We start from the raw sequence: 21,257 nt of genomic DNA on the forward strand, positions 1-21,257 counted from the left end.
TAACGCAACGGGTAGATAGACTAACGAATTTTACAAAAGAAATTCATATAAATTTTCATTTCCAACAAAATAAACGTTAATTAGACATTTAATAAAGATGCCAAATATAACACGAACCTTATCGTGATCCGCTTTGCTAAGAGGACGTACAAATGTGCAATACTACGCACTAAAATGAGGTTCTAATTTTAACTGAAGATGAAAAGAATGCCAATCGTAATATTCTTGTTTATAATGCTGCTGGTACCCGATGCCTGGTCAATGAACAAAACAATCGACGAACCCGATTCGGTTTATCTCCTTTTCTATGCCACCACAAAAAACGGCAGCCATAACGGGCTCCACTTTGCGTATAGTGCCGACCGGATTAACTGGACCACCATTGGAAATGAATTTAGTTTTATAAAAAGTGACTATGGCGCCTGGGGAGCGGAAAAGAAAATGATCAGCCCCAATTTAACACAATCACCAGATGGCACATGGCACGCCGTGTGGAGCCTTAACGATCAGGACCATACATTTGCACACGCTGCTTCATCCAACCTCATAGATTGGGGCCGCCAAAGTTATCCCCTCCTATCAAAGGGCCTCAACTGCCTGCGCCCGGTAATCCGTTACGATAAAAATAATCAATACTACATCATCACTTATGCAGACCGTTCTGAACAATACTATACCACAACAACTAAAGATTTCAAATCATACAGTCCATCCCTGGAAGTACCTGCCAGCGAATATAAAAACCCAAGCCTAACCGTGCTTTTACCTTCCGGTAAAGTAACCGGACAGGTTCATCGGGTAGCCTGGCGTATGGTTAGCCAGCTGATCAAAGAGCAAGATCTCAAACAATTTAAAGAATCGCAGAACCAGGAATCATCGTTACAGGATGCACAGCGGTTTGCCGGATTAAAGCCGGTAACCGCAGCGCTGACCATCCATCCTGAACGGGCCAAAGCAATCAGCGATATGCTGCTGGGTATTTTCTTTGAAGACATCAATTATGCCGCTGACGGCGGATTATACGGAGAACTAATCCAAAACAGGGACTTTGAATACAACCTGAACGACAAAAAGGGAAATGATAAAAAATGGGACAGCATGCATTCCTGGATCTTAAAGGGAGCCATCAGCAGTTTAACCATAGACACCATTCAACCAGTTCATAGAAACAATATGCATTATGCCGTACTTGATATGAAGTCTCCAGGTACCATACTTGTCAATTCCGGATTTGATGGCATCTCCGTAATAAACGGGGCAAAATATAACTTTTCCCTGTTCAGCAAACATGCAGAACGTAAGGCGATAACTGTACAGGTGAGCCTGGTTAACAAAAAAGGAGAATCCATTGCAACGAAAAATATAATCCTCAGCCCTGGTGGATGGAAAACAACCTCCGTACAGCTTACAGCACAGGCCGGTGCAGATGATGCCCAAATTGAGCTAAAGGTGATGTCTGCCGGAAGATTATCACTGGACATGATCTCACTTTTCCCTGCCGGCACATTTAAAGGACGAAAAAATGGACTCCGTGCAGATCTGGCACAAAAGATCGCCGATATACATCCGAAGTTTGTTCGCTTTCCTGGCGGCTGTGTTGCCCATGGCGATGGCATTGAAAACATTTACCACTGGAAAAATACAATTGGCCCACTCGAAAGCCGTAAACCCCAACGGAATCTTTGGGGTTATCACCAGACTGCCGGACTGGGCTATTTTGAGTACTTTGCATTTTGTGAAGACATTGGTGCCGCGCCGGTACCTGTAGTCGCTGCAGGAGTTCCATGTCAAAATTCGTCAGCAGGTGGAAAAGGACAGCAGGGAGGGATTCCAATGGATCAAATGGATCAGTACGTTCAGGATATCATAGACCTTGTTGAATATGCCAATGGAGACGTAACCACCAAATGGGGGAAAAAACGTGCTGAAGCCGGACATCCCAAACCATTTAACTTAAAATACATTGGCGTTGGTAATGAAGATCTGATTACCGATATTTTTGAAGAACGCTTTACCATGATCTATAACGCACTCCAAAAGAAGCATCCGGAAATTACCGTGATCGGAACAGTAGGTCCATTTTTTGAAGGCACTGATTACCGGGAAGGCTGGGATCTTGCTGCCAAACTAAAGGTACCAATGGTAGATGAGCACTATTACCAGACCGCGGGCTGGTTTATCAACAATCAGGATTTTTACGATAAGTATGACCGCTCAAAATCTAAAGTGTATCTGGGTGAATATGCGGCCAGCATTCCGGGAATTGGAACCAATCATGAAAGTGCATTGGCCGAAGCGCTATATTTAACCGCACTGGAACGTAACGGAGATGTAGTAAGCATGTCTTCTTACGCCCCCTTACTCGCCAAAGAAGGACATACCCAATGGAATCCGGATCTGATCTATTTTAACAATACCACCGTCAAACCAACAACCGGCTACTATGTACAGCAGTTATTTGGGCAGCATGCAGGAAACGAATACCTGCCCGCTTCAATACAATTATCAAACAGCCAGGAAGCCGTAAAAAAACGAATTGGGTATTCTGTGGTTCGCGACACCAGCAAAAAAGAACTCATTCTGAAAATAGTCAATATGCTGCCGGTACCCGTCAATTCAAAAATAGATCTCAAAGAATTGCCCATTACCGATGGAAAGTTTATAAAGACCGTTTTAGAGGGCAACCCGAGAGATAAGAATACGGTTCCTGTAGTTTCTGAGGTAACATTTGAAAGCAACCTAAATATCGAATTACCTCCATATTCATTTACAGTATACCGCTTAAAATTAAGGTAACAGCATCCAGGAACCGAGGCTGCAGCCTTTTATAGCTGGCCTGCAAAAAACAGAACCGCCGCGGCAAGGATGGCATATTTTAAGATACTCATCTCTTTGTTGCTTTTATGATCTTAAGATTGGGTAAGGCAGGCATGTGCATGGTTTCATCGATGTAATAATCGGTATGGGGAGGCTGGTTATAAGCAACATTCTGCCACGCAATACTTAACCGGTATTGCGGATTATGCATAAAGGTATACAGGCGGTGTTTGGTAGGAATATCAGTTGTAAAGATTCGCAATTCCCGATGGTCAGCAGTACCATAGATCACCTCTTCCCGCCAGTCGCCAAACAGGTCTGCGGAGAGCACTGGTGTAGCTTTAGTACCATTATTGGCAATACAACCAACCGCACTCAGCAGCACAGATGTCTTTTCCTGAAGATAATCCCATTTATAAACAGCAGTGCCGTTTAGCAATTCACTGAGCAGGTCACCATCCCAGTAAATGCCCATATTACAGGGTGGTGTCTTATCGGCTATACGATTTCCCTTACGGTCAAATATTCCAGTAATCCCGGCACCGGCAACCCAGCATTCTGATCCCGCATACCGGGGATCAATATTAAGTGCCAGTCCTCTTCCCGGCCCTTCCCCATCATCACCTGACTTTACAGAAGCCTTTTTCCAAAGGTTCTCCCCGGTTTTGGCATCACGAAAATGCGCGCCGGCATCGTCAAAACGCTCTTGTATATCAAACACCTCCAGCCCGGGACGTTCCGGATCCAGATCCGAAACATGGAGGGCATCACCATGGCCTAAGCCGGTACTATAAAGCCCCTTTCCATTATCATCTACAACCATCGCCCCATATACAATCTCATCTTTACCATCCTGATCTACATCGGCAATAGACAGGCTGTGGTTTCCCTGTCCACGGTAAGCTTTATTACCCGCAGTACCGTCTTCTGTATCAAATACCCACCTCGATGTGAGTTTTTTGTCTTTAAAATCCCATGCCGCAATCACGGTTCTCGTATAATAGCCTCTGGCCATGATCAGACTTGGGTTCTTGCCATCCAGGTAAGCTACGCCGGCAAGGAAACGGTCCATCCGGTTTCCGTAACCATCGCCCCAAAGTTTTTTTAGCTGATCAGAACTTGGTGCTGACGTGTCCGGATGCCTTGGCGGAAGATAGGCCGTAGTAAAAAGTGCCGCCCCGGTAAGACCATCAAAAATCGTTAGGTATTCAGGCCCGGCCAATATATAGCCGCTGGCGTTACGCCAGTCCCTGGCCCCCTCCCCAATGATCTTCCCTTTTCCATCCCTGCTTCCATCTGCAGTCTTCATCGCAAGCTCAGCTTTTCCATCACCATCAAGGTCATAGACCATGAACTGGGTATAGTGCGCCCCTTCGCGGATGTTGATGCCCAGATTGATCGTCCACAATAGCGTACCATCCATCTTATAGGCCTGAAAGATTGGAGGATCAGTTATTCCGGAGTGGCTGTTGTCATGACCAGTACCCGTTTGATGCAGAATGATCTCATAACTGCCATCACCATCCAGATCTCCAACAGAGGCATCATTCGGTGCATAACCCGCTGGGGTTTGCAGGGGAACAGACAGGTAGTTTGGCGCATTAGCCTTCACCAGGAACTCCGCACTTTTCTGTTGCTCATTCCCCTTTACTACCGCCCTTACATAATAGCGGTTGTCCAGGCTAATTTGGGTTGCGCTGTCGGTAAAGAAGGTGGAAGCGCTCAATGGCGCTGGGTTTAACCGGACCACTTTACCCTGGCTGCTCCGGTACAGGTTAAAAGAAGTTTGCGGATGATCTGTGGCAAGCAAACGCCAGCTAACGGCAATATGCCCACGCTGCGTGGTAACGGCAACAAGTCCCCGGTCCAGGTATTCCATTTGCCGCTGCGCAGCGACCGTGCTAAAATAACAGCTAAAAATAATCAGGAGTAATTTCTTATCAAATTTCATGTCATCAGCTTATTCTAAAACCATCAAAAAACCACCGGAAGGTTTAATCACTATTTCCCTGGCCGTACGGTCAGCATTGTAAATTTCATTCACGAACGAAAAATCATCTGCTCCGTCACCAATAAAATTGGCTTTCTGTTTACCAAATAAAGATAAATTTATAGAGATCTTCTGACTAGTAGCCTGGCTGTTAATTCCAGAGATGTACCATTTTTTACCTGATCTCCGGGCAACTACAACAAATTTACCAGGGTATCCAGCTATAAACCTCACATCGTCCCAGGCAGATGGAATGCCGCGCAAAACAGTTCTTACCTTTTCATCAACATGAGACATCCCTGCCGGAGATTCGGCATAATGCTGAATGCCCGATAAGAACAAAACTGACAGTGCCAGCTGAAAGCCGTTACTCGTTTTCCGTCTGGTATTGGACTGTACCTTATATAAATTTACAGGCGTGTAATCCATCGGATCAAATGCATTTCTTGTAAATGGGAGTACGGTACAGATCTCTGCCTCCCGGTCTGCATCCTTCTGGTTAAAGGTAACATTCTCAAAGCCCCTTACGGCTTCTGCAGTGAGCAGCTGTGGGTACGTCCGCGCCCATCCCCTTGGCAATGTGGCACCATGAAAGTTTACCAGCAGACCATATGCAGCCGCATCATGGAGAATATCGATATAATACTTAATAACCGACTGTCCATCACCGGCAAAGAAATCTATTTTGACTCCTTTAATGCCCAGATCACGAATCCGGGAAAATTCTTTAACCCGGCTTTCATGCGTCAGCATTAAGTTTTTAGGTGTGTATTTAACGGTGTTCCAATCACCAGCAGAATTGTACCAAAGCAGCAAGCCAACATTCTTGCTCTTCGCATATTCAGAGAGCTTTTTGATCTGATCATATCCGATCTTACGGTCCCAGTCAATATCGATCAAACAATATTGCCAGTTCATACTGGCGGCAAGGTCAATGTAACAGATCTGCTCATCATAAACGATAAAATCATCTTTAGAGTTGATCCAGCTCCAGGATGCTTTTCCCGGCTTAACAAAAGACAGGTCTTTTAACCCGGTAGGTTTTGCGAGGTCAGTGCCCGCGGTTGAAGTGATCATTGCAGACAGGTCACCGATAGTAATCACACGCCAGGGAGAAGAAAATGGAAATGCCGATTGCGGCAGCAGCCCCTTTCCGGAAATGACCTCCCGCGGATCTGGAAATCCGATTGTAAAATTGCCAGGCTTTGCAGCAGACAATAACCGGGTAGCACAGTAATTGCTGTCCAGTCCTGCCTCTGTAACCAGTACCCAGCTGTCCTTACTTTTAAACAATGCCGGGTATACCCAGCCTGTTTTATTTTCACCAACAGCTTCAACCGGAACATCAACGTGATAATGTTCTTCATAAGCGGGATTGCTGCTTTCCCATCCGGATTTTGCAACCTGCATGGGTTGTAGCCAGGTCCGTGTTCCCGCAGGGAAATTAAACGCTGTATTTTCTTTTAAAACCTGCTGTAAACCCGTAGACTTCCCCGATAACTGGTATTTGAATGCAACCGCATCATTAGATACCTGGAAAACAATACCTAGGGTTTGCAGATCAGCATTCACATAGTTGAAGGTTCGCTGATTTGCCTGGTAGCTGATCTTTGATTTCTTGGCATACACCATGGCATAACGGTCTTTAATGCGCTGGATTTTTGAAGCAGAGACCAGCCGGAGCGCATGAAACAGGTCTCCATCTTTTAAAAAAAGTCCAAGGGCAGAAGAATCAATAACGGTGGTATGTTTGTGCTTTACGCGATAGTAAACTTCTCCACCGGCACTGCTCCATAATTCCGCAACCAGGTTTCGATCAGGACTGGATACCAAAAAGGGTTTAGTTTGTGCAACTGCCTGCACCACACAAAAGAATGCGAGGATCAAGCCAATCTTTAATTTAAACATCTTATTTCTGATAAACACTTACATAATCCACCTCAAAACGGTTAGGAAATTTGGTATCACCAAGCACTCCGCCATTTAAGCCACCCATAGCCAGATCAAGCAACATATAATGCGGTTGCTTAAAGGGATGCGTACTGCTGCCGTCTTTATTATATAGCTGGTCCATTGCAACAGCAATGAGCAGTTGATCATCTACAAACAGAGAGATCTCTGTCTCAGTCCAGTCCATACGCCAAATGTGAAATTCTGAAGCCCATGCGGCCCCTCCGAGTTCATCAACCGCTTTCGTCTTACTGTGCCATTCGGCCTGATAACGTTTTGAAGTACCAACCGCTATATTGGCCAGTATCCTGCCTTTATAATATTCCATGATGTCAATTTCACCATTGGATGGCCATTCTCCGGATACACCCAGTGTCCACCATGCCGGCCAGAGCCCAGCACTTACATCAATCTTGCCCCGCATTACAAACCTGCCATACTGCCAGGAATGCAACCCGGAGGTATTGATGCTGGATGAAGTATATTGAATGTATTCCCGGCTGTCCCTCCAGTCCTTTCCATCCTTTTTATAGCGGGGGTTGGGCTTGGTTTCCTTCCTGGCTTCAATGATTAGCCTGCCATTTTCACACCAGGCATTATCCGGCTGATACCACTGAAGCTCCTGGTTACGCGCAAAGCCCCGCTCATGATTCCAGCTTAACGTGTCGGGTCTGCCGGCACCATTAAATTCATCCGCCCAGACCAGTTTATAGCCTTCTTTTAAATAGGCAGATGAAGGATTTGCTTTCTGGGCATACACTGCTGCCGAAAAGACGATCGTAAAAAAGAAAACCCGGGGTATCCGATATAAAATATTCATCTGCTATGCAATTTATGCAAATACCCGAAAGCATGAATACTTCCGGGCATCAATTATCGTGTAGTAAAGGCTGTGGCAAAAGTATCAATGCTGGAAACATCAGGCTTAAAGATCGTTCTGTATTTAAATCTGGTAGTCTGATAATTGAACCCGTCCAGCACGGTAGTTGTGGATGCCTGGGTAACTGGTGTTAAGGTGATCAGTGTTGCTCCATTAACTACATACTGCGTTTCTGTGAACTGCACGCCGGTAGACAGATCCATTTGCTCCCAGTTGATGGTCGTTTTATTGGATGCAAAAGCCAGGGATGAAATTAACCGGTTACTCATTTTGCGCCGGTAAGCATCACCATAAGAGGTACCGATGGCGTTTACGGCAACAGAGCGGTTTCCTTCCAGATCATACGTATAGATCACAAAATTCTTAACACCCTCAGCTACCGAAAAGATCTTACTAAAGACAGCTGGAGAACCGCTGGACGTAATGGCATACTCTACCGAATCTTTCATGTCGTTCCAAAAGATCCTGCACTTTACAATTTTAGGATCTGCTTTCAGCAAACCGCTAACCAGCACACGGCCCTTGCCGGATGAGATCTTCACACTATCCAGTTTTCCGGTATAGTAAACCTCACCATCTTTGGTATATTTCTTAAAATCATCCCATTTTGAACAGGAGGCCAGCAGCAATAGGATAACAGCTACGATCCCCAGATTTTTATATATGAAAGTTTGTTTCATTTTTTTTTCGTTTAATATACACGTGTAATTGATGAATTAGTTCCGCGGATCGCCATATACCTTCAGCTCATTGATGCTCTGGGCAGTACCTCCGGCAAAATTCTCTATACATCTGATTCGCAGGTACCTTATTTTAGGGGCCGTTAAATCCACATCCCAGCTAAATCCCGCTGCTGCCGTGGCCTGATCTTCGGCACTATCGGTTCCATAAGGAAGTCCGGACGGCTTGTTCAGCTCATAGGTACCCAGTAGGATCCAGCTGCCATCCAGGGCACCAGTTAAATTCGGGCTGACAGATCCATAGATCTCAAACTTTTTCATGGTAGACAGATAGTACCACCTTGTACCTTCAGGAAAAGGACGGATCCAAACCCGGCTTAATTTAGCAAGTACACCCGTATCGAATGTAATCATATGCGGCAACGGCCCGCCATTAACCTGGTGTGTAAAACTGGTATATGGCCAGCCATATTTGCCATCCCAGATACCCGGTATTCCTACAGCGCCATTCGTTACCTGCGGCGCATCACCCGGCAGTACAAGTGTTCTAAACTTGGTAATGGAAAGTTCAGCCTCAAAAATGGGCTTAATGTCTTTATATAACGTATCCGTACTGTTCCCCCATCTGTCTTTTACAAAAAAGGCAAACTGACTACTCGTGGTGTCCAGACCGCGGATCTTGGAAAGGATGACATCTGTTGAGGTAAACACACTTTTTTGATTGTCCACTTCAAACTCACGGATCACATTCTTCTTCATTACTAAAATAGAAATGTTTCCTTTAGTCGGGTTTTCAGCAGCCAGGTTATACCCACCAAAAGCATTCAAAATGACCATGCTCTTAAAAACCTTCCAGATAGGGGCTTCCAGCGGAGTCACTTTAACCGCTACAGGATCAGAAAGCACTTCAGACCGGCTTACCGAATACAACGTAATCTCATGTTCCTTTGTGTCGGCAAAGCCCTCAACCATTAAGGAATTATTATACGAAGACGATCTTACTTCAATGGCCTGCCCGGTTGCCAGCGTATAAACCGCCTTTACATACAGCAAATTCTTATCAGCCGGAATGCTGTAAGAGATCTTGGCCTTGCCGGATAGGTTCTCTACAGAAATATTAGACACCACCCCCGGAACCGTTTTATCTATAATAGATGGCTCCTTAAAGTCCAGGTCTTCTTTGCAGGACTGGATGGCTGCTATTCCTAAAATCAGGAATACGAGTTTTTTTAATGTGTTTAAGTTCATTTGATGATCTTTTAAATGACTAACTATATTGTTCATACTACCAACCCGGGTTTTCTACCAGCTTTGGATTTCTCCTGGTATCGTAATTACCGATGGGCCAGAAATAATCTCTCGGTGCAATAAACTTCATGCTCCAAACCACACGCTCCACATTATAGGTCTCCGTCGTCTTACCATAAATATTTAGTGCAGTAATGTCTTTATTAAATTCAGCGGCAGCAAGTTTCCACCTTCTCATATCCCAGAAGCGCTGTCCTTCAAAAACAAACTCGATCAGGCGTTCCCGTTGTATAATTTCTCTCAGACCATCCTGGGTCGTATACCTTGCAGGATTACTGGAGAAGTTTGTCCAGGACTCTACAACACCTTTTAAACCTGCCCTTACCCTTACCCTATCCAAATAGTCAATGGCCAGACTGGAAGCCGGCTCTGCCTCATTGAGTGCTTCCGCATACATCAGGTACAGATCAGCAAGGCGAATCTCCGGCCATGGATAACTTCTCCAGGAAGGTGCATTCGTACTGTTCGTTGTAGATTCCCAATGAACCAGTTTCTTGATAAAATACCCGGTTTCATTCCAGTTCGTTACGTCTCCAAAACCACCCCTATTGGTATTTTTAGATTGAATATACATGGTATTCACATCACTGCTGGTTGCATTTCCATCACGCATATACCAGATGCCCCCGTCAAATCCGAGGTCGGCATAAAACCGCGGTTCACGGTCAAAATTTAAACGGGCGGTCTGATAGGCAGGCTCTATATTGAAGCGTTCAGCCGTAGTAGCTGTTCTTATGGTCGTATAGTTAGAAAAATTCAGTGTTTTATCTTCTTCAATTGGAACACCGTTCTTAGTGTAGAACATCCTCGCAATACCGATCGGGGTAGACCATTTTCCCTGAAGCTGACCCCTGTTGGTATTGGCACCCCTGATCAATGGCGGCATACAGGCAAATTCATTGGCAAAATAACTGTTGGAAAGGCCCCATACCACTTCAGGGTTCCAGCGGTCCGTAACCGCATTCCGTATGTTTAACTGGGTCCTGGTTTCCGGACTCAGTCCATAAACATCATTTTTATATTCATAAAGTGCATTGCCGCTTTGTTCAGCAGCTTCTATAGCTGCTTTAGCAGCATCTCTCGCCTTAATCCATTTGGTGCCATCATAAGTAGTATTGAACAGCAATACACCGTCTTTATCTTTAAAATTTGCATAGTCTGCATTTCCATTAAAAAGAGGACTAGCTGCAAGCAGCCATAATTTTGCTTTGATAGCCAGGGCAACAGGCTGCGTAATTCTTCCCAGCTGCGTATTCTCATCAACAATTCGTAACGGTAGTTTTGGAATGGCTTCATCCAGCAGACTGGAAATAAAATTAACACACTCATCAACCGGCATGCGTTTTTGCAAACTCTCTTCCGCAGCCAGATCCTCGTTGATAATGGGAATAGGGCCATACATCTGCAGCATATAATAATGATAATAGGCTTTTAAGAATTCCACTTCACCAATCCAGCGCGTACGTTCATCCAGGGTCAGATCCGGCACCTTATCCATATCCTTAATATTTTCCAGGAAAATGTTACAGTGGCGGATACCCCTCCAAATTTTTAAATGATCATAGCGGGTATTGCCCGGAGTTCCTTTTCTCGCTCCTCCCCATTCATCAAATAAAGGTGCATCTTTATTTTGCTGCCCTTTAGCAATCCGGTAGGCAGCATGCCAGTTAGACTGATCAGCTTCAGGCGGAATAATCTCAGCAGCCGTAAACATGCTCGCATTATACCAGTTATCCCCATTCTTTGGAAGAAAGGAATAACAGGTAAAAAGATACTTTTCTGCCTCATTGCGAAGCTTAAACGCATTCTCTATGGTTGCCACATTGTCCGGAACAACATCCAGGTATTTCTTGCAGGACGTAACACCCACAATGAAAAGCAATAATACAGCAACTATATAATGTGTTTTTTTAAGGAAATAATTTTCCATACTGACTAATTTTAAATTATAAGTTCAAAGAAATACCTAAATTATAAACCGATTGAAGGGGGTAATTAAGTCCGTTACCACCCATCTCCACATCCCACATCTTAAACTTACTTAAGACAAAAAGATTGATGGCAGAAAAGTAGATCCGGGCGCTCTTAATATGGATCTTCTCCAGGTTAGTAAAATTATATCCGAAGTCGACATTCTTTAACCGGATAAAACTTCCGTTACGCATCCACCAGGTAGACCGGTTGTTATTTGGGGCAACCCTCCAGGTACTCAGGCGTGGCCAGAATGCATACAGGTTCCGGTTATCTTCCGACCAGTGGTCGTCTGCAATCGCCTTCAGCAAACCGGTTTGATATCCGCCTTCCAGGTAGAAGGGCTGCATTGGCGTCGGATCAATAAAGAACGTGGAACGGGCAGATCCCTGGAAATAAAAGTTAAGATCAAACTTCTTAAACCGGATGGAAGATCCAAAGCCATAAATGATCTCAGGCTGCGTAGGATACCCCAGGGCAACCTGATCATCTGTAGTCACTACACCATCGCCATTGATATCCCGGTACTTGATATCTCCTGCCAATAAACCGTTATCGCCAAATTGGGTAGGCGAATTTGCAACATCAGCTTCATCTAAAAACAACCGCTCCGCAATGTATCCCCATTGTTGGCTAGCCGAATATCCCATACGGGATAAATAAGCAATGTTACCCGGATACTGCAGTTCGTCTGTTCGAAGAACCTTACTGGTGGCATACGTAAATGTTCCCCTGAATTCAGCACTCAGGTTCTTACTTAAATTTGTCCGGTAATTTGCAGATAGGTCTACCCCTTGTGATTTCAGTGAACCATAGTTGGACATCGGGGTGGCCATCAGCCCGGATGCATTATCAATGTAAGTTACCGGTTGTAAGATCTGGGTTCGTTCCTGCTTAAATGCATCAACAATAAGGTCGAATGCGTTGAAAAGACTTAAGTCCATCCCCAGGTTCAGCTGTTTTGATTTTTCCCAGGTAATGGCATCATTCGCATACCTCGAAATGGAAACCCCATTTCTGTAATACGTTCCAATACCGTCATTCCGTCCAAAAGAGGAACCAAAGCCGGCATCTTCCATATTTACGTTAGACATATACAAAAATCGTTCGTCTACGTTCCCGATCTGGTCATTTCCTACAACCCCGTACGTAGCCCTGAATTTTAAATTGGAGATCACATTTCTAAGCGGCTCAAAGAATTTCTCATTAGAAATACGGTATGCAATACCCCCTGAAGGGAAGAAACCAAACCGGTTCTTCTCAGAAAAGCGCTCCGAACCGTTATAACCAAAATTGAATTCGGCCAGGTAACGATCGTCATATCCGTAAGAGAACCTGCCGGATAACCCATTGTTACGGTTTGGAAGTGAACGGATCAAAGATCCGGCATTGCCAGCTTCATAACTGGAGAAATAAGTAACCAGCATTCCGCCAACAGAATGTTTCTCAAAGGCCTTGCTGTAGTTTACGGAAGCTTCCATCCAGAATCTGGAATCCACCAATTTATCCCCTTCTGTGTAGTTTAAGTATTCAGTTCCAACAGTCCCTACAGAAGTAGCTGAGCCATCATTCAACACATTGATGGCGTAAGAACCATCCGTAGGATCTATGGTAGAAGAATAGTAGAATGGATTGTAAAATCTATTTAATGCAATCCTGGAAGTTCTTCTGATATAAGACATTGCCCGCGCACTTAATCCCTCGGTAATGCCATTCAGATCCTGTTTAATTTCGAGCTGGGGATTCAGGTTCGATGTTTTGTAGGTTTGATAGCCCTTTACCATCTCTGCATAGGGATTAACAAACAACGTACTCGTTTCTGAAGCACCGGTATTTACGGTGCGCCCGCCGCCAAATAACGGATGCTCAATATATGGCAGTTTGGATTGCGGGTAAACCGCAGGGAACATCACAGGATTTGACCGCAACGCATTGTTAAAGGTTGTTGCCCCGCCACCTATAGGCCCATTGTAATCATCAAACTGTCCGTAGATCCGCAGTAATAAAACGGTAGACTTGGTTACATTCAGATCAATGTTAGACCGTACGGCATAGTTATTCAGCTTGATGTTGCTGTTAAAATTATTGATGGGATCCACATTCAGCACCCCATTATCCAGGTTATATGTACCTGCTATATAATAACGGGCCTTATTGGTTCCGCCGCTAATGTTTAAATTGAAGCCCTGGTTAACGGTATAATCTTTTATTAACTGATCAACCCAATTGTTATTCGGGTACAGATATGGATCATCACCAGCCATGGTATGGTTAATCTTGTTTTGGTTGTATGGCGGGATACCAAGAGGCGTACGGGTTACAGAAGCCTCATTGGCCAATTGCATATAGGTGATGTTATCTGCCAGTTGAAAGTTCTTCGTATTACTGGAAACACGGTTCTCCCCCCTGAAGCTAAACCTTGCCGCACCTTCTTTACCCAACCGGGTATTGATCAAAACAACGCCATTCGCCCCCCTTGCACCATAAATGGAACTGGCAGCAGCATCCTTAAGTACAGAAAAATCAGAAATATCATCCGGCTGTAAACGGGCCATGTCTGTAGGCGTAGATTCTATCCCGTCGATTAAAATAAGCGGATCCCGTTTTCCGGTACCAAACGTAGAAAGACCACGGATGTAAAAAGTAGAGTTGTCTGTCCCCAGCCCCGGTTCACCACTTTGCTGAAACGCAATAACCCCCGCAACCTTTCCGGCAAGGGCATTGGTTAAATTGGAAGAAGGAGTTCGCAGGTCCTTTAAATTGACAGAAGTAATGGCACTGACCATACTCGCTTTTCTCTGCTGTGCACCAAAACCCACGATGGCAACTTCTTCCAGCGACTCGTCATTGGCGATCAGTGTGACATTGATGACGTATATCCCGTCAGCATTGGGCCTGTAGGCTGCAACCGTAATGGTCATGGGTTTAAAACCAACATTAGAAAACACCAGTTTTCCAGACAATGGTGCTTTAATCGTATAACGGCCGTCACCATCGGTTAATCCGCCAGTGTTAGTACCAAATACCTTTACACCTGCAGATGGAATACCTCCAATACTATCCCTTACCACTCCGCGAACGGTAACATCCGCCTGTGCAAATGTACTTTGTACGCTTGCCAGTAAGAAGCAAAAGATGAAAACCTTAAAAATCGCCTTAATATTTTTCTTCATAGCTATCTTATTTATGGATACGTTGATGATGAGTTTGGTAAGCGGCCCTGTGGCGAAGCCTGAAATGACTGGAACGGAGTATTCCTGTATCCCCGGTCTTTAAATAGATGTGGTTCATATTTTGGTTTAAATTTGGTTCTCAATATAATAAATGTCTGACTATAAGAAACATACACAAAAAAGGCATATTAAAAATAAGTCAGCAGGTTCCAGCAGCAGTTATAGGCCAGCCGGGATGCCGCATTGGCATTAAATTTCAAAAAATAGGGCAGGTAAATGCTTAAGGCTCGAAAATGGAATTATGGATTATGCTTTTGTTCATGTTTATAGTTGGTTTGGTTAGAAGATATTGTATTCGTTTATAGCACAATTAAGAAAAAAACACTTTAATTAATCGTCTAAATGACGTTTATTAAAAGTATTCACTATTGCCTCAAATATATAGCCTAATCTTAACAAGATATAACCATATATTAACCTAAATAGTTAAAATGTAGTAAGAATTTAGCATAGCGGATGATAGCGAATACCGGCTGCAGAAATGGTTCTCAGAACGCAGCTATTTTAGGCTTACCGGTTTCCAGCTCAGAACCTGGATATCGGAAGGTTTGTTATTAGCCTTTCCCTCTCCATCAATCTGCACTACTTTCTGAATGAACAGATCGAGTCTCTTTTTAGATTTCCAGAGTTCGGTATCGTAAGCAGGCTCCCATTCACCAAGGCTATCGCTGTTCAGGTCTGTAAACGTCCAGCTATTAATCGTGATGTTCTTATTTATCGCTACAGAAACCTTGTTTTGCCGTTCTTCATCCCTGAATATTAAGGCAGTACACCAGGCATTCTTCTCCTTCCAGGTCACAATTTGCGGCCGTGATATGGGAATACGCTTTGTACCGGTACCGCTCAGGCTAAAGGGCGTTTTACGGAAGTTTAAATTTTGCACCTTCCATGCTGAACCTTCCTGGTAAACGACATGATATTGAGGAATATTGCTGTCTTTATCTCTCCAGTACCCGGCAATTACTGTTCTGCCGGATTTATCGGCGAACATTGACGTTTGGTTGATCAGTTCGCTGTTCTGTGGAATTCTGCATATATATTCAGCATTACCGGATCTTATAGGCAGTTCATACCGTTCGCCGTTTGATTTTTCCCAGCTAACTCCGCCATCAAAAGATCGGGCGTAACACAGATCATGATTACTGGCAACATCCGGACGCTCGCGCCATACCCAGGATATATGTATCGTCCCTTTTTCATCAATAGCCGTTTGCCAGTAAGCATTTCTTTCGCCAGCTCCGTCAATTAAATTATTTTGTACACGCTGCCAGGCATGCTGCCTAACTACATACCGGTTAATCATCAAATTTCCGTTTCCAGATCCGCCGTCCCGGTAAAAGAACAGGAGATCACCATTTTTTAAACGGTAAAACTCGGGATAGGTTACTTTCTGTTCCAGCTCCCGCTCTCTTTCTCCTAACATATATTCCTTTTCACCTAAGACTAATGATCCGGGTTCAATTGCTCTGGCATAATTCAACGGATTATTATGCTGCCCCCAGGCTACATGAAGTACACCAGCTCCGTCAACTTGAATGCTAATGGATTTATGCGCATCCGCTGCATCGCCTTTATATTGGCTCCTGCGTACGGTCCACTGATCACTATTGATGTTCCGGCAGGCCAAAACGACATATTGATCGGCATCGTAATATCCGGCATACTGTATTTTTTGATGCGTTGCTAATGCATTCTTTCTAAAGATCACCGTATTTATAGAATTATTCGACCAGCCATTATTTGCGATCGTACTTACTGATGGATTGCCCTGCCCGGCGGCAGAAAAACACAAGGCCATCAGGCAACTCATAAACATAAATTTCATCATCATCATCTAAGGTCAGCACTGTGGTCATTCGGAAAATCTTCTCCGCTCCAAATCTTTTGGGCACTCCATTTTTGAGCCGGGTCTGACCAGAACGCATCAGTGGCAGAAAGCCCTAAAGGCAAAAAGATACTGGTGCAAAGGTATGGGCTGCCCTGGTTGTTATAAAAATCACCAATATTGGGCTGAGACCCATAAAGTCCGAGGCTAAGCCATCCATTCTGATACGTAGTTGGGCTTTCTAATGTTTTTTTAAGTACCGCAGTCAGGGCACAGCGAACCTGTGCAGCAGAAAGTTCTTTGGGTAGTGAATTACGTAGTGCCATATCAGCAAGGTGATGAAAAGCAGCTCCGCGATAGATCAGCGATCTTCCCGTAGCCGGATAAGTTCCATCCGTATTGATCAATCGTTCCTGGATAACTGCAAAACGTGCATTGCGTTTCCGGATCTTTTCAAACATGGATGAATATCCATTGGTCTTCTTTCCAATTACATCAGACAATGCAGCCAGATACGGATGGATCACAAAGCTGTTGTAATAGTCAAAAGCATACGATTGTCCGTCTTTATACATTCCATCACCTACATACCATTGTTCCATTTGCTGCAACGCAAAATCTACCCGCATAGCATCCCAATCATATCCATATTTAGCCAAAAAAGCCTCATTAACTGCAGAGAAAAGGAGCCAGTTGGAAAATACGGGCTTAAATTTACGGGTCATCCGAATGGAACCTGCCAATCGTTCCTTCTCTCTCTTAGCCAGGTTCTCCCAAATCCATGGTGCCCGGATCAGCCCTAAAGCGAGGAAAGAGGCATCCACCAATTGCTGACCTCCGGTATCAAAACGCATGAAATCTTTTGCATTAGAATCCAGCGCATGTTCCAACCCCATTAAGATCCATTGTCTGTATTGCCTGCGCAGTGCAACCTCTTCCGCATCTCCATCTTCAAGCTGTAACCAGGGGGCAATACCAGAAACTACCCTGCCCAAAACTTCCAGGTACTGGACTTCGATCCGCTGTGCCTTATTGTCCACATGAATGGAGGTTACCTTTGGCATATTGATCCGCAAACTATCATTGGCCAGGTTGTACAAAACAGGTTTCACCATTTTATCCATTTCCTTTAACCAGAACTTGCGGTCGCTGATCACGGGTACTGTTCCTTTAGCTTTCTTCCCCTGAGAAAAAAGAGTTCCGCTCTGGATCAGAAGGAGCACTACAAATAACAGTCTAAAACCGCTCATTTTTCAACTTTATCTAAAAATCTATACAGCTCGCAACCGGCAAGCAAAAATGCCCCAACACCAAAATTGGATGTAGAACTTGCATTTACTACCTGACCAGGAATTGCCTTTTCTCCAATCGGTTGTACATACCCAACCTTTCCATCGGATTGCAGCGCCATTTCAGAAAGGTATTTCCAGGCGTTCAATGCTGCAGGAAGATACGCTTTTTTACTCAATACACCATTGTTAATGCCCCACAACAATCCATAAGTAAAAAATGCAGTGCCGCTGGTTTCTGGTCCTGGTGCATGATCTTTATCCAGCATGCTGCGGGTCCAGTATCCTTCCTCCTGCTGGCATTTCACCAATGCCCTTGCCATACCTTTATACCGGGCAATGTATAATTTGCGGTATGGATCATCTGCAGGCAGGTCCTTAAGCACCTTGGCCAAACCGGCAAATACCCAACCATCACCCCTGGCCCAAAAATCTTTTTTGCCGTTCACACTTTTATGCATGGGATAAACATACTTGGCATCCCGGTAATATAAGCCGGCTTGTTTGTCGTACATGATGCGGTTTGCATAAGCAAAATATTCATGGAGCTTATCCAGGTAAAGCCGGTTTCCAGTCACCCGATACAATTTAGTCATCACCGGCATCACCATATACAAACCATCTGCCCACCACCAGTAGTCACTTGCAGCAGTACTCATTTGATACGCCATAACTTCTATGGCCCTTTCTATTTTGTAGCTTTCAGGATGAAGATTGTAAAGATCAATATAGGTCTGAAAACAAATCTGCCAATCGCCAAAAAGCACATGATCGTCCGTTTCACCATATTTATATTTCCAGGCTTGCTTATCCTTAGACTTAGCACCCATCCACTGGTTGTGAATGGCCCATGCCTCTGAATACTTCCTGTAGCTTTCATTTCCGGTAATGGCAAAAGCTTCCATATTTCCGGTATGGTAGGCAGCCTCATCCCAGAAAGCCCTTACTTCCGGTTTATTTTTCTGCTGCCAATAACCGTTTGCTTTGTCAATCAGCTTTAAAACGGATGTCTTATCCTGCGCGGAAACCTGCAGCATGGTAACAGCCAATAAAAGAACAAATATCCTTTTCATCGTTTATTTAATTAGTTTAACCCCCTTCAATGTAGGCTTGACAGATTTAATACTGCCATCAGCATTAAACTCCAGTTTATCCAGGCAAACCTCTCTGTTATATCCGGCAGCTTGCCCCATCAAAATACCTGCCGGACGGGTAAACCGATGATATACAATATACCACTCATCTTTACCAGGCACCTGGATCACCGCATTGTGACCTGTAGCATAAATTCCCTGACCTTCATCTTTGGTAAGAATGAGGTTATCGGGCGGAATGGTAATGGTACCCAATGGGGAATCAGAAATGCCATATCTCACCCCATAGTTTTTATCGCGGGTATCATTTTCAGACCACATGATGTAATACTTTCCCTTTCTAAAGAACACTTCTGTGCCTTCCCGGAATGTCCGGTCAGGCGTAATCACTTTTAAAGTGCCCTGATCAATAGAAACCATATCCGGATTGAGCAAGGCACCCGCCAAATACCCATTGCCCCAATACAGATAACTATTACCGGTCTTTGGATCTGTGAATACATCCGGATCGATTTCTTGTCCGCCTTTTATGCCCGGAGGCCTGGAAGAGATCAGCGGACTCCCGCTATCCTTAAACGGACCTGCCGGATCATCGGCAACGGCAACGCCTATTTTTTGTGCTGCAGTAAAATAATAATAGTACTTATAGGCACCATTCACTTTCTTTTCAGCAATGGTAGGTGCCCATGCATTTTTTTTAGCCCATGTCACATCTTTCTGCAGATCAACGATCACACCTTCATCTTTCCATTCCGCAAGATCAGCAGAAGAGAAGGTTTTAAAATAGGTTCCGCTCCAGCCGGTAAAACCATCCGAGGTCGGATATATATAATATCTTTTGGTCTTATTGGAATACAGGATCTCCGGATCTGCGTAGTATCCGTTCAAAACAGGGTTCAGATCAGCAGATGCAGTAACCGTATAGATCTGTTCCTTATTTCCAGGAAGAGTAACCTTAATTTTTACCGGACCATTTATAAAATTGTAAGGTCCCTTTGGTTGGATAGCCATACCGGGGAAAGTAATGAATCCGGGGTCAAAGGATCTTAAGAACGTACCATTCTTTACCGGTAAGTATAAGCTGGAATTTACCGTATCCAAAATGATGTTATTCTTCTTAATAGCTTCTGATTGCGGCGACTTCATTACATTTTCAGCAGAATACCATTTATGAAGCAGCCTTTCTGATTCCGCTGCAGTGATGGGCAGCACAGTACCATGGCGCGGGTGAAAATCCATCTTCACTTCATGGTCAACCACTGTAAAATGCTTTAGGTCTTTAGTCTTCGTAAACTGATAACGGCCTTTCGTATATACATCATACATTAAAATATAACCATCACCGGTATTCAGCTTAAAAACCCCGGCACCTTCAACAGGATCAGTAGTTTGCTGCACATAGCCTTCCTGAAGCATGTATCCTTCTTTCAGTTTATCGGAAATGGCGACCTTAATACCCGAGCCCGCTCCTTCTGTTTTAAAGAATAAATGATACTTTCCGTCATTGAATACGATGTCGCCATCAATACAGGCTCCGTTGGTAGGACTAAAAAAAAGTTGTTTGGGCGTAGTTTCCAGATCGGTAAAGTCTTTATTGGCATACGCATAATAAATAATATCGGGATCATTACCATGCTTCATAGACCAATAGATCATATACCTCCCAGCTTCGGCATCGTAAATGGTTTGGGGAGCCCAAACACGAAGCAAATTCTCCTGACCGGGAAATCTTTTCTGTATGTTAACAATACTTGAGGTCCAGTTGATGAGGTCTGTAGATCTCAGCAGCACCATCGCCCGGTTTGAACTCCATCCCTGCGCAGCCACCATATCGGTAACAACCATGTAAAAAGTCTTGCCATCCGCACCACGTAAAATATGCGGATCGCGTACCCCGCCAGTAGAACTGATCAGCGCAGAACTGATAACCGGCTGGTTATTATTCAATGCCTTGTAAGTATACCCATCTTTACTGATTGCAAAACGAATGGACTCTTGTGTCCCGCTGTTTCCGGTAAAATAGGTAAATAGATAAGCTGCCGGCTTTATGGCTTGCTGTGCATATCCCAAAAAGGATGTACAGCAAATCAGGAACAGCAGGAAGCACTTCATTACAACGTTGATTAAATGGGTCATTTTTAAATTCTTCATTCCGTATTCTTATATCTGTATTTCAATTATAATTTATTCCCGGTACATCTTATTCCAAAACCGTAATAC

The 21,257-nt window shown here is 44.2% G+C and carries 12 protein-coding genes; 1 reads left to right on the top strand and 11 read right to left on the bottom strand.

The window, feature by feature from the left end; genetic code table 11:
• Window positions 1-198: 198 nt before the first annotated feature.
• Window positions 199-2,796: an alpha-L-arabinofuranosidase C-terminal domain-containing protein gene (locus ATK78_RS16660; RefSeq protein ID WP_133577238.1), complete on the top strand. Its 2,598-nt coding sequence runs from the start codon at window positions 199-201 to the stop codon at window positions 2,794-2,796.
• A gap of 88 nt (window positions 2,797-2,884) precedes the next feature.
• On the opposite strand, the gene ATK78_RS16665 is transcribed toward ATK78_RS16660, so the two are convergent.
• From ATK78_RS16665 to ATK78_RS16715, 11 genes are all read right to left on the bottom strand, one after another.
• Window positions 2,885-4,768 carry a rhamnogalacturonan lyase gene (locus ATK78_RS16665; protein WP_133577239.1) on the bottom strand — a complete coding sequence of 628 codons (1,884 nt, stop codon included), beginning with the start codon at window positions 4,766-4,768 and terminating at the stop codon, window positions 2,885-2,887.
• 9 nt (window positions 4,769-4,777) lie between these two features.
• Entirely contained in the window at window positions 4,778-6,715 is a 1,938-nt protein-coding gene (locus ATK78_RS16670) for a glycoside hydrolase family 97 protein (RefSeq protein ID WP_133577240.1), read from the bottom strand.
• 1 nt (window position 6,716) lies between these two features.
• Window positions 6,717-7,577, bottom strand: coding sequence for a glycoside hydrolase family 16 protein (locus ATK78_RS16675; protein ID WP_133577241.1), 861 nt, complete (start codon window positions 7,575-7,577; stop codon window positions 6,717-6,719).
• A gap of 53 nt (window positions 7,578-7,630) precedes the next feature.
• Window positions 7,631-8,317, bottom strand: a complete 687-nt coding sequence (locus ATK78_RS16680) for a DUF4998 domain-containing protein (protein ID WP_133577242.1) — start codon at window positions 8,315-8,317, stop codon at window positions 7,631-7,633.
• A gap of 36 nt (window positions 8,318-8,353) precedes the next feature.
• Window positions 8,354-9,565 carry a DUF4959 domain-containing protein gene (locus tag ATK78_RS16685; RefSeq protein WP_166664903.1) on the bottom strand — a complete coding sequence of 404 codons (1,212 nt, stop codon included), beginning with the start codon at window positions 9,563-9,565 and terminating at the stop codon, window positions 8,354-8,356.
• Window positions 9,566-9,602: 37 nt separating this feature from the next.
• Complete coding sequence (locus ATK78_RS16690; protein WP_133577244.1) at window positions 9,603-11,555, bottom strand: RagB/SusD family nutrient uptake outer membrane protein; 1,953 nt, start codon at window positions 11,553-11,555, stop codon at window positions 9,603-9,605.
• 16 nt (window positions 11,556-11,571) lie between these two features.
• Window positions 11,572-14,769, bottom strand: coding sequence for a SusC/RagA family TonB-linked outer membrane protein (locus ATK78_RS16695; RefSeq protein ID WP_133577245.1), 3,198 nt, complete (start codon window positions 14,767-14,769; stop codon window positions 11,572-11,574).
• 559 nt (window positions 14,770-15,328) lie between these two features.
• Window positions 15,329-16,639, bottom strand: a complete 1,311-nt coding sequence (locus ATK78_RS16700; protein ID WP_133577246.1) for a BNR repeat-containing protein — start codon at window positions 16,637-16,639, stop codon at window positions 15,329-15,331.
• A 20-nt stretch (window positions 16,640-16,659) separates the two neighbouring features.
• Entirely contained in the window at window positions 16,660-17,904 is a 1,245-nt protein-coding gene (locus ATK78_RS16705) for a DUF2264 domain-containing protein (RefSeq protein ID WP_133577247.1), read from the bottom strand.
• Window positions 17,901-19,016 (bottom strand): glycoside hydrolase family 88/105 protein, encoded by a 1,116-nt coding sequence (locus ATK78_RS16710; RefSeq protein ID WP_133577248.1) that lies wholly within the window; start codon window positions 19,014-19,016, stop codon window positions 17,901-17,903. Before ATK78_RS16710 ends, ATK78_RS16705 begins: the two co-directional genes overlap by 4 nt.
• Window positions 19,017-19,019: 3 nt before the next feature.
• Window positions 19,020-21,188, bottom strand: a complete 2,169-nt coding sequence (locus tag ATK78_RS16715; RefSeq protein WP_208112384.1) for a family 43 glycosylhydrolase — start codon at window positions 21,186-21,188, stop codon at window positions 19,020-19,022.
• Between the last annotated feature and the right edge of the window lie 69 nt (window positions 21,189-21,257).

The sequence above is a fragment of the Pedobacter metabolipauper genome (assembly GCF_004362715.1).
Lineage (GTDB): Bacteria > Bacteroidota > Bacteroidia > Sphingobacteriales > Sphingobacteriaceae > Pedobacter > Pedobacter metabolipauper.